The following is a 10953-nucleotide window of genomic DNA, read 5'->3' on the forward strand; positions in this document are numbered from 1 at the left end:
AACGGACGAACTCCCCACCCACCTCGTTGTCGTCCGCTCCCGGCCACTGCCCCACACAGTCGACGCCGACGACCTCGCGCCCGCTGCCGTCGCTCTCCTCCAGCAGCGCCCAGAGGGTCACCGGATAGCAGCGGGTTCCCTCCGGGTCGACCTGCCACCGCGCGTACCAGCCGGGCCGGGCGGGGACGATCTCGACGATCCGTTTCATGACGACCTGCCCTTCCGCGTGCGTCGGAAGTTCTTCCGGTCCACCCCGATCGTGCGGCCCCGGCGGGTGACCGGTCCTCACCCGCAGCGAGTGAAGCTGTCCGGTCCGGCAGCGCCCGTTTCCTTCCCAGCGGCGCCGGGAAGGCGACCGGCGCAAGCGCAACCGACCAGGAACGAGGTGCGACGATGCGCAAGCAGATGGAGGGCGACAACCAGCGCCGCCGGGCCCTGGCCCGGGAGGCCCGGGAACGCGGTCGGCAGCCCAGCCAGACCGGTGCCAGCCTGAGCGCGTCCAAGCAGATCACCTCCCTGGACCGGCGCGAACGGTCCGGCCCGGCGCCGGCCGGCCGGCACAAGCCGGACACCACGCGCGGCGGTCCGGCGCCGCCACCGGCGGCGGTGGCGGAACGCCCGCGACCGCTGCCCGACGAGCGGTCGGCCCGGGTGACCACGCTCGGCTACCGGGATCTCGTCGACGACGTGAGCCGGCGGGCCGGGGTGGACTTCTCCACCGCCAAGGTGGCGGCCGAGGCGACCGTGCTCGCGCTGGCCTGGGCGCTCGACGAGGCCGAGCGGGAGCGGCTGCTCGAGGCCGTGCCGGTGAAGCTGCACGACGTGGTGCCGGTGGACGGCATCCAGCGGCGGCGGGACCTGCCCGGCTTCCTGGCCGAGGTGGGCCGGCGCAGCCGCCTCACTCCGGAACAGGCGCGCTACCAGGCCGAGGCGACCCTCGCGGCGCTGGCCGACGCGGACGGCGAACTGGTCGAGTCGCTGCGCGTACCGGACGGGTTGCGGGACCTGCTCGCGCCGCCGGAGCCCGGCGGCGGCCTGGTGGGCGCGACGTCCGCCACCGCCCCGCTGGACGAGCAGGAGCTGCGGGCGGCGCTCGCCGGACTGCCGTACTGGTCCAGCGACCGGCAGTCGCTGGTGCGCACCATCGAGCTGCCGGCCGGCAACCTCGACCGGGTGCTCGACCAGCTCGACCTGCTCCGGGTGGACACCGGTCGCGGCCCGCAGATCGGCCGGCCCGACCCGGACAGCGCCGTGCTCACGGTACGCACCCAGCAGGTCGACGGGGTGACGGCGCTGGACGTGGACCTGGCCCGGCGGGTCGACGCCGCCATCGAGGACGCCGGCGCCGGAATGAACGCCGGCTGAGCCGTGGGCGGCCGGGCCGGCGGGCACGCGCCCGCCGGCCCGCCGTGGCCGGGTACCGTTGCCCGCCGTGGAGCGCGACGCCGAGGCCCTGGAGATCGTCGTGGACCCGGCCCGGCCCTCCGGCCGGACGCTGCTCGCCGCCGGGGTCGAACAGTCCTACGTCGACGTCGCGGACCCGCGCCACCTGCACTTCGAGTACGTACGGCGGATGGCCGCCGTGGTCGACCTGGCCGCCCCGCCGGGCCGGCCGCTGGCCGCCCTGCACCTGGGCGGCGGGGCGCTGACCCTGCCGCGCTGGCTGGCCGCCACCCGGCCCGGCTCCCCGCAGCGGGTGATCGAACGGGACCCGGCGGTGGTCGAGCTGGTCCGCCGCGAGCTGCCGCCGGTCCCGCCCGAGGTGGTCGTGGAGATCGGCGACGCCCGGGACGCGGTCGGCACCGCGCCGGCCGGGGCGTACGACCTGGTGCTGGCCGATGTCTACCGGGCGGCCCGGATGCCCCGGCACGTGGCCAGCGTGGAGTTCGCCGCCGAGGTGGCCCGGGTGCTCGGTCCGGACGGCATCCTCCTGGTCAACATCACCGACCTGCCGCCGCTGGCGCACACCCGCACGCAGGTGGCCACGTTGCGGGCGGTCTTCGCCGACGTCTGCCTGGTCGCCGACCGGCGGATGCTGCGCGGCCGGCGGTACGGCAACCTGGTGCTCGCCGCCGGGACCCGCCCCGACCGGCTGCCGGTACGCCGGCTCGTCGCCCGCGCCGCCGGCGACCCGGTGCCCGGGGGTGTGCTGCACGGGGCGACGCTGGACACGTTCGTCGCGGGCGCCTGGCCGGCCACCGACGCCACCCTCGCCGAGGACTGACCGCCGGGTTTCCGCCCGTCCGGGCGGGGTAGCCGCGCCGGATGAGCAACGCCGACGACCGGTCGACCGCCCGCCGGGCGCTGATCGTGATCGGTCTGGTGCTCGCCACGCTGGTCGGGCTGGCGCTGGTCTGGGCGACCCGGCGGGTGCTGGTCTGGGGCCTGGTCGCGGCGTTCCTCGCGGTCGCCCTGAAACCCCTGGTCGACCGGGTGGAACGGCGGCTGGTCCGGCGCCGGGCGCTGGCCACCCTGCTGGTCTTCCTGGCCACCTTCGTGCTGCTGGCCGCGCTGGGCGCGATGATCGTGCTGCCGCTGGTCGACGAGCTGAGCCGGTTCGCCGACCGGGCCCCGGAGCTGATCCGCGAGGCCCGGGCCGGCCGGGGGCCGGTCGGCGAGGCGCTGAACCGCTTCCACCTGCGCCGGTACGCCGACACCCACGCCGACCAGATCGAGCACTACGGCTCCCGGCTCGGCCAGCCGGCGGCCGGGGTGGTGAAGGGCGTGCTGCAGACCGTCGCCGCGGTGGTGACCGTGGTGGTGCTGGCCTACCTCATGGTGCTGGAGGCCCCGAAGATCATCGCCGGCACGCTCAAACTCGTGGGCGACGGTGCGGCGGAGCGGCTGCGGCGCATCGGCCGGGACTCGTCCCGGATCATCACCGGCTACCTCAGCGGCAACCTGCTGATCAGCGTGATCTGCGGCGGGCTGACCTTCGGCGTGCTCTTCCTCCTCGGGGTGCCGTTCGCCGGGGTGATCGCCCTGGTGGTCGCGCTGGCCGACCTGATCCCGCTGGTCGGGGCCACCATCGGGGCGATCGTGGCGGCCGGGGCCGGGTTCCTGCACTCCCCCACCGCCGGCACCGTGGTGCTGGTTTTCTTCGTGGTCTACCAGCAGGTCGAGAACCACCTGCTGCAACCCGTCATCATGGCCCGCGCGGTCCGGCTGAACCCGTTGACCGTGCTGGTCAGCGTGCTGCTCGCCGCCGAGCTGGCCGGGCTCGTGGGCGCCCTGCTGGCCATCCCGGTGGCCGGGATCGGGCAGGTCCTGCTGCGCGAGTTCGCCGCCGCTGGCCGGCAGGTGCTGCCCGTCCCCGCCGCCCCGGAGCGGACACCGGGTTCGGCCGGCGGTCGGGAACCCGCGGACCGGAACCCGCCGCCGGCCGGCGGCTGAGGGTCAGCGGCGGCGTACCACCTCGGGCGACTCGCTCTCCAGCGGCACGGCGTTCGCGGGGACCAGGCCGAGCTGCACGGCGGGCCGGGGCAGGGCGGCGTCGAGCAGCCAGTCCGCGCCGACCCGGGCCCGGTTGCTGGGCATGGCGAGCAGGTGGTAGCCGCGGGTGACCGCCTTGGCCGGCAGGCCGGCCAGCGGCACGTGCAGCGGGTTGGCCGCCGCCTCCTTGCCGCCCAGGTCGACGACCCAGCCCAGGTCGCGGTGCTTGTACGGCTTCCGGGTGCCCTGCCCGTACGAGGCGGCGATGTTGTGCGCGGCGAGCTTGCCCTGCCGCTGCGCGTGCTGTGCGGTCATCGTGCAGATCTGGCCGGGGCGGGTCAGGTCGGGCACGGCCGCCGCGTCGCCGCAGGCGAACACCTCCGGGTAGCCGGGGACGTTCAGGTACTCGTCGACCACCAGCCGCCCCTTCTCGGTGCGCAGCCCCAGCTCGGCCACGAACGGGTCCGGACGCACCCCGACGCACCAGACCAGGCTGCAGGTCGGGACGTACTCGCCGTCGGTGAGCAGCACCCCGTCCGGGGTGGCCTCGGAGACCGAGGTGCCCATCCGCACGTCGACGCCGCGCCGGCGCAGCACCCGGTCGGCGGTGACGGACAGCCGCTGGTCCAGCTCGGGCAGGACGCGCGGGGCCACGTCCAGCAGCATCCAGCGGGGACGCACCTTGAGGTGGGGCCGCTGGGCCATCATCCGGTCGGTGAAGAGCTGGCCGTGCGCGGCGACCTCGGTGCCGGTGTAGCCGGCGCCGACCACCACGAACGTGGTCCGGGACCGCTGCTCGACCGGGTCCTCGGCCAGCTCGGCCAGCTCCAGCTGGCGGATCACGTGATCGTGCAGGTAGAGCGCCTCGGGCAGGCCGCGGAAGCCGTGCGCGTACTCGGTGACCCCGGGGATCGGCAGCAGCTTGTTGACGCTGCCGACGGAGAGCACCAGCCGGTCGTACGCGAGCTGGCCGTGGTCGCCCTCGGCGGAGCGGTAGCCGACCCAGCGGTTCTGCAGGTCGACCCGGTCCGCCTCGCCGATGACCACGCGGACGCCGTCGAGGGTGCCGGCCAGCGGCACGGAGATCCGGGTGGGCTCGACCACCCCGGCGGCGACCTCGGGCAGCAGCGGCAGGTAGAGGAAGTAGTCGGTCGTGTTCAGCAGGACGATCTCGGCCCGCTCGCCGGCCCGCCGGCTCAACGCCTTCGCCGCGTGGTATCCGGCGAACCCGGCCCCCACGATCACCACACGAGGTTTCGTCATGCCCGCTGCCGTTCCCGTCGAGGACCCGGACAAACGTGGCAGTCAGCCGGCGGCGAGCCGGACGTACCCGGTCCGGCCGACCGCTTCGAGGTCCCAGCAGCGGCCGAAGGCCCGGACCCGCTCGGCGGTGATCCGACCCAGTTCGGGCGGCACGTCCGGGTCGAGCCTCAGCCGGCCGTCCACCGGGTTGAGGTCGAGCATGGCCCGGACCAGGGCCAGCGGGGCGCCGGCCGCCCACGCCTGCGGGCTGCACGCGGTCGGGTACGGCACGGCGAACATGGTGCGGTTCCGGGCGTACCCGCTGAGCGCCTCCGGCAGCCGGTAGCCGAACTGCTCGGCCACCTCGAGGAGGGCCAGGGCGATCCGGTTGGCCTCGGCCCGGTAGCCGTAGCGGACCAGTCCGAGCGCCGCGATGGAGTTGTCGTGGGGCCAGACCGTGCCCAGGTGGTAGCCGAGGGCGTTGTAGGTGCGGTCCTCCCGGGAGAGGGTGCGGATCCCCCATCCGGAGAACATGTCCTCGTGCATGAGCTGGCGTACGACCGCCTCGGCGCGCTCCGGCGGGACGATCCCGCTCCACAGCAGGTGGCCCATGTTGGAGGTCTTCGAGTCGATCGGGGTCTTGTCGCCGTCCAGGCCGACCGCGTAGAAGCCGCCCCGCTCGTCGAGCCAGAAGTCCCGGTTGAACCGCTCGTACAGCTCGGCGGCGTCCGCCCGCAGCCGGGCGGCCAGCGCCGGGTCCGCGAGCGGCCCGTCGGCCAGCTCGGCCAGACGCAGCTTCGCGTCGTAGGTGTAGCCCTGGATCTCGCTGGTGGCGATCGGCAGCACCGGGATCCGGCCGTCGGAGAAGCAGACGCCGTCGGGCGAGTCCCGCCAGCACTGGTTGCCCAGCCCTTCCGGCGAGCGGGTGGCGTACTCGACGTAGCCGTCGCCGTCCCGGTCGCCGTACTCGTCGATCCAGCGCAGCGCGGCGAGGGCGGAGTCACACAGCAGGCGGACGGTCTCGTCGTCCCGGCTCCAGCGCCAGTACTCGGAGAGCAGGATGAGCCAGAGCTGGGTGGCGTCCGCCGTGCCGTAGTACGGCGTGTACGGCTTCACGCCGGTGCGGGTCAGCTCGCCGCTACGGACCTCGTGCAGGATGCGGCCCGGCTCCTCGTCGGTGAACTCGTCGACCCGGGTGCCCTGGAGCCGGGCGAGCGCCAGCAGCGCCCCCTGGGCCAGGCCCGGCCCCGCCACCAGCGTCTGGTACGCGGTGATCAGCGTGTCCCGGCCGAAGACGGTGAGGAACCAGGGCAGGCCCGCCCCGGGCAGCATGACCCGGTGACCCTTGACCTCCAGGTCCAGCCGGAGCGCGGCCAGGTCGTAGCGGGACCGGCGGGTGACCCGTTCCAGCACCGGGTTGTCGCTGTCCAGGATCGCGCGGCTCTCCGTCCAGCGGCGCAGCGGGTCGTCGGCCCGCCGGTGCAGCACGTCGGCGATGTTCCCACGCACCGGCTCCACCACCCCCAGCCCGGGCGACAGCGGCAACTCCAGGTCCACCTGCCAGCTCTCCCGCGGGTCCAGCTCCACCTGCCAGACCAGATCGTCGCCCTCGATCCGGGCCGGGGGCAGGCTGGTGCGCAGCTCGGTGGTGGCCGTGAAGCCGTTCCGCTCGTACCGGAAGGAGAGCGCGGCGCCGTCGGCGCCGTGCCGGCGGACGATGTCGCCGGAGCGGTCCCGCACCCCGGACTTGACCTCGAACAGGTCGGCGAAGTCGGCGGCGACGGCCAGCCGCACCTCGAACCGCACCGGTTCCGTGCAGAACGACACCATCTCGATCCGCTCGTGGAACGCTTCGCCGACGTAGCGCAGCCGGCGCGCGGTGAGGCTGTCCGGCGGCAGCCCGGGCAGCTCGGGATTGGTGAGCATGAACTGCGCCGAGTAATGGTCGATGGTCTCCGAGCGCAGCACCGGGAACCGGCAGCCGTCGATGGTCAGCACCCAGCCGCTGACCAGCCGGGTGTCCAAGTGGACCAGCCCGCCGATGCTGCCCGGAGGCACGTCCCCGGCGGGGTCGGAGTACATGAAGGTGGGCCCGCTGAGCACCGCGAGCGACTCGGGGCCCAGCTCGGGCGGGACGGCTCGCTGGTCCCCGGGCCCGGCGGCGGCCGCCAGGCCGGGCGTCGGGTCGGCCGGAGTCGGGCGCACGACAGCCATGCCCCCACCGTAGGAGGAGCGCGGGCGAGGGCGGCGTCACCCGTTCCGGATGAATCCACCCCCGCCTATATGGACAAGCCTCACCATCCGGGGCGAGGATGCCCTGATGGGAACCAACGAGACCGCCGGGGGTCGGCCCACGAGGTCCACCCGGCGCACCTTCCTCACCGCCTCCGCCGCCGCCACCGCGGCGACCGTCGCCGCGCCGCTGGCCGGCACGCCGGCCGCCGCCGCCGAAACCGTCACGCCGCCCGGCCCCGGCCATCCGGTCCGGCAGCAGCCCCCGGACCGCGAGCTGACCGCGCTGCTGCGCGAGATCGACCGGGACCGGATCGAGGCCACCGTCCGCCGGCTCGCCGCGTTCGGCACCCGGCACACGCTCTCCGACCAGGACGATCCGGTACGCGGCATCGGCGCCGCCCGGGACTGGATCCACGCCCAGCTCGCCGGGTACGCCGCCGCCTCCGGCGGCCGCATGACCGTCGCACTCCAGTCGTACGTCCAGCAGCCCGCCTCCCGGATCCCGACCGCCACCACCATCACCAACGTGGTGGCCACCCTGCGCGGCGACACGGCGCCGGACCGGGTCTACGTGATCACCGGCCACTACGACTCGCGGGCCACCGACGTGATGGACGCGGTCAGCGACGCCCCGGGAGCCGACGACGACGCCTCCGGCGTGGCGGTGGTCATGGAGCTGGCCCGGGTGCTGGCCACCCGGCGCAGCGAGGCGACCATCGTGCTGGCCGCCGTCGCCGGCGAGGAGCAGGGGCTGTACGGCTCGGCGTACCTGGCCGGCCAGCTCAAGGCGGCCGGCGTGGACGTGCAGGGCATGTTCAGCAACGACATCGTCGGCAGCAGCACGGCCGACGACGGCACCCGGGACCCGCGCTCGGTCCGGCTCTTCGCCGAGGGCGTGCCGACCGCGGAGACACCGGCCGAGGCGAACGTGCGGCAGTCCGTCGGCGGGGAGAACGACTCGCCGTCCCGGCAGCTCGCCCGGTTCGTGTCCGACGTCGCGTGCAACGGCGCGACCGGGATGCGGGTCCGGGTGATCTACCGCCGCGACCGCTACCTGCGCGGCAGCGACCACATCTCGTTCCTCCGCGAGGGCTGGCCGGCCGGGCGGTTCACCGAGCCGAACGAGGACTTCGCCCACCAGCACCAGGACGTCCGGGTGGTCGACGGCGTCCAGTACGGCGATCTGCCGGAGTTCTGCGACTTCGACTACATCACCCGGGTGGCCCGGGTGAACGGCGCGACGCTGTGGTCGCTCGCGCAGGCGCCGGGCACGCCGAAGGGGGTCACCGTGGTCACCACCAACCTGACCAACGACACCACCCTGCGCTGGCAGCGCGGCACCGAACCGGACCTGGCCGGCTACGAGGTGGTGTGGCGGGAGACCACCGCCCCGGAATGGCAGAAGATGCTGCCGGTCGGCGACGTCACCGAGGTCACCGTCGACCTGTCCAAGGACAACGTGTTCTTCGGCGTCCGGGCGGTGGACCGGGCGGGGCACCGCAGCCCGGTGGCCTTCCCGAAGCCGGGTAGCTGACCGCCGCCTCACCCGGATCGGGCGGGGTGCCCTCACCCCGCCGGGACGGAGGGTGGAGGGAAGCGCGAGAGTCGATCCCGACCGAGGGGAGCCCGCCATGAGCATCCTGCCGTCCGACCGACGCGAGGCCCACTACCGGCAGCAGAGCGGCCGCCCGCAGCTCACGCCCCGGCAGCGCCGGCGCTTCGAGCAGAAGGAGGCGAAGCGGCAGCGCCTGACCGGGCAGCGCCCGCAGGACCGGGGTCCCGGGCGCTGAGTCGACGACGCCGGTGGCGGTCGCCGTTCGGCGGCCGCCACCGCGCCGTCAGCCCGCCGCCGGCGCGGTGATCGCCCAGCGCTCGTGGTCCCGCCAGGCGCCGTCGATGAACAGGTAGTCCGGCGAGAAGCCCTCCAGCCGGAACCCGAGCCGCCGGGCGAGCCGCTTCGACGGCTCGTTGCCGGGCTGGATGTTCGCCTCCAGCCGGTGCAGCCCGAGCGCCGTGAACGCGTGCTCGATCACCAGCCGGACGCCGGCCGAGGCGTGCCCCGTGCCGGCGTACGGCAGGAACGCGGCGTAGCCGAGGTAGCCGCCGCGCAGCGCACCCATGACGATGCCGCTGATGTTCGCGTACCCGGCGATCTCTCCGGTGGCCCGGTCGCAGAGCAGGTAGCCGGAGCTGTCCCGCCCCCGGATCTTGCGCAGGTACGCGGCGTACCGCTCGGCGTCGTCGGGCGCGGAGAGCCACGGGTGGTGCAGGTCGTGGCTGCGCCGGGCGGCGGCGACGAACTCCGCCTCGTCGTCGGGGCGGGGGCGGCGGATGGCGACGCGGCCGTCGCTGCGCAGGTACCTCACGGTGATCCACTCTCGGCCACCCACCAGACCGCTGTCCAACCCGGGTCGGCCCGTGCCGCGGAGGTCCGTGCCCCGGTGTCCCGGGTCACCCCTGACCGCCTCCTCTCGGTCACCTTGCCGTCACGTCGGCGTAGTCCCGGCGACGGCTGCCTCCACGAGCGTGGTGGCGCGCCGGAAGGGCCGGCCGACCAGCGGAGGACCAGCAGTGGCACACGACGAGGCGACACCGCCGCGCCGCGGCCGGATCGTCATGCTCGTCGACAACAAGGTCGAGGGCGATTCCCGGGTGCAGAAGATCGCCCGGTCCGCCGCCGAGGCCGGGTGGGACGTGACCCTGCTCGGCCGCTCCCCCGACGGCACGGAACGGAGCTGGCGGCTCGGCGCCGCCGAGGTGCGGCTGCTGCCGATGCCGGAGCCGCTGCACCGGCGCCGGCACGAGTTCCGCCGCTCGCTGCGCTGGCCGCTGGCGTACCGGTCGGGCGGCATCGCCGAGCACCGCGCCCAGTGGGTCCGGGCGTGGCGGGCCGACCTGGCCGTCCGGGCCGCCCTGGTGACGCGGCGCGCCGCGGCCGGTGAGCTGGCCGGGGCCCGGCTGCGCGGCGCCCGGCGCGCGCTGCGCCGGCGGGAGGTCGCCGCCCGGCTGCTGGACCGCTGGGTGTGGCTGCGGACCAGGATGATGAACCGGGTCCGGTACGGCCGACGGTTCCGGAGCCCGTGGGACCGGACGTACACGCTGTTCTGGCAGCTCGTCCTGGGCGAGCGGGCGTGGCGGCGGCTGGAGCCGGGGCTCTGGGACTACGAGCTGGCCTACGGCCCCGAGGTGGACCGGCTGCGCCCGGACCTGGTCCACGCGCACGACTTCCGGATGCTGGGCGTCGGCGCGCGCGCCAAGATACGCGCGACCGGCCAGGGGCGGCGGGTCGCGCTGGTCTGGGACGCCCACGAGTTCCTGCCCGGGATCAAGCCGTGGCGGGACCACGCCCGCTGGCTGCCCGCCCATCGGGCCCACGAGCGGGAGTACGCGCCCCACGCCGACGCGGTGCTCACGGTCTCGGCCGACCTGGCCGAGCTGCTGCGCCGCGAGCACCGGCTCACCGGGACGCCGGGCGTGCTGCTCAACGCCCCCGCCGACGACCACCGCCCGGCCGACGGCGCGCCGCCGCCGGACCTGCGGGCCGAGTGCGGGCTCGGCCCGGACGTGCCGTTGCTGGTCTACAGCGGCGCGGCGGCCCCGCAGCGCGGCCTGGACACCCTGGTCGAGGCGCTGCCCCGGCTGCCCGGTGTGCACCTCGCGCTGGTGGTCAACCCGGCGCTGCGCTACGTCGAGCGGCTCGCCGAGCGGGCCGCCCGGCTCGGCGCCGCCGACCGGCTGCACGTGCTGCCGTACGTGCCGCACTGGCAGGTGGTGCCGTTCCTGTCCGGCGCCGACGTCGGGGTGATCCCGATCCACCGCTGGCCCAACCACGAGATCGCCCTGATCACCAAGTTCTTCGAGTACGCGCACGCCCGGCTGCCCGTGGTGGTCAGCGACGTGCGGACCATGGCCGCCACCGTCCGGGAGACCGGCCAGGGCGAGGTGTTCCGGGCCGGCGACGTCGACGACCTCGTCCGCGCGGTGACCGCCGTGCTGGCCGACCCCCGGCGGCACCGCGCCGCGTACGACCGGCCGGGCCTGCTC

At 75.0% G+C, this 10953-nt stretch carries 10 protein-coding genes; 6 read left to right on the forward strand and 4 right to left on the reverse strand.

The features are described 5' to 3' along the window. The coding region (locus ACW0Q9_RS24725) for a hypothetical protein (RefSeq protein ID WP_456185190.1) at window positions 1-208 on the reverse strand (208 nt) is incomplete at its 3' end. A 185-nt stretch (window positions 209-393) separates the two neighbouring features. Here ACW0Q9_RS24725 and ACW0Q9_RS24730 point away from each other — a divergent pair. The 3 genes from ACW0Q9_RS24730 to ACW0Q9_RS24740 all read left to right on the forward strand — a co-directional run bounded on the left by ACW0Q9_RS24730 (window position 394) and on the right by ACW0Q9_RS24740 (window position 3393). After that, window positions 394-1365, forward strand: a complete 972-nt coding sequence (locus ACW0Q9_RS24730) for a DUF2267 domain-containing protein (RefSeq protein WP_456185192.1) — start codon at window positions 394-396, stop codon at window positions 1363-1365. A gap of 67 nt (window positions 1366-1432) precedes the next feature. Next, window positions 1433-2224 (forward strand): spermidine synthase, encoded by a 792-nt coding sequence (locus tag ACW0Q9_RS24735; protein ID WP_456185194.1) that lies wholly within the window; start codon window positions 1433-1435, stop codon window positions 2222-2224. A gap of 41 nt (window positions 2225-2265) precedes the next feature. Further along, complete coding sequence (locus ACW0Q9_RS24740) at window positions 2266-3393, forward strand: AI-2E family transporter (RefSeq protein ID WP_456185196.1); 1128 nt, start codon at window positions 2266-2268, stop codon at window positions 3391-3393. A gap of 3 nt (window positions 3394-3396) precedes the next feature. Here the strand turns inward: ACW0Q9_RS24740 and ACW0Q9_RS24745 are convergent, their stop codons facing one another. Further along, a complete protein-coding gene (locus tag ACW0Q9_RS24745; RefSeq protein WP_456185198.1) occupies window positions 3397-4695 on the reverse strand; it encodes an NAD(P)/FAD-dependent oxidoreductase in 1299 nt (432 codons plus the stop codon). Window positions 4696-4737: 42 nt separating this feature from the next. Next, entirely contained in the window at window positions 4738-6888 is a 2151-nt protein-coding gene (locus ACW0Q9_RS24750) for an amylo-alpha-1,6-glucosidase (protein ID WP_456185200.1), read from the reverse strand. Between the two features lie 106 nt (window positions 6889-6994). On the opposite strand from ACW0Q9_RS24750, the gene ACW0Q9_RS24755 reads away from it, so the two are divergent. Beyond that, window positions 6995-8443: a M20/M25/M40 family metallo-hydrolase gene (locus ACW0Q9_RS24755; RefSeq protein WP_456185202.1), complete on the forward strand. Its 1449-nt coding sequence runs from the start codon at window positions 6995-6997 to the stop codon at window positions 8441-8443. Window positions 8444-8540: 97 nt separating this feature from the next. Continuing rightward, window positions 8541-8699, forward strand: coding sequence for a hypothetical protein (locus ACW0Q9_RS24760; protein ID WP_254341738.1), 159 nt, complete (start codon window positions 8541-8543; stop codon window positions 8697-8699). 48 nt (window positions 8700-8747) lie between these two features. Here ACW0Q9_RS24760 and ACW0Q9_RS24765 read toward each other — a convergent pair whose 3' ends face one another. After that, a complete protein-coding gene (locus ACW0Q9_RS24765; protein WP_456185204.1) occupies window positions 8748-9275 on the reverse strand; it encodes a GNAT family N-acetyltransferase in 528 nt (175 codons plus the stop codon). A gap of 250 nt (window positions 9276-9525) precedes the next feature. Here ACW0Q9_RS24765 and ACW0Q9_RS24770 point away from each other — a divergent pair. Beyond that, window positions 9526-10953 (forward strand): glycosyltransferase family 4 protein (locus tag ACW0Q9_RS24770; protein ID WP_456185206.1); only part of this gene is annotated, 1428 nt, incomplete at its 3' end.

It is taken from the genome of Micromonospora sp. I033 (assembly GCF_053890995.1).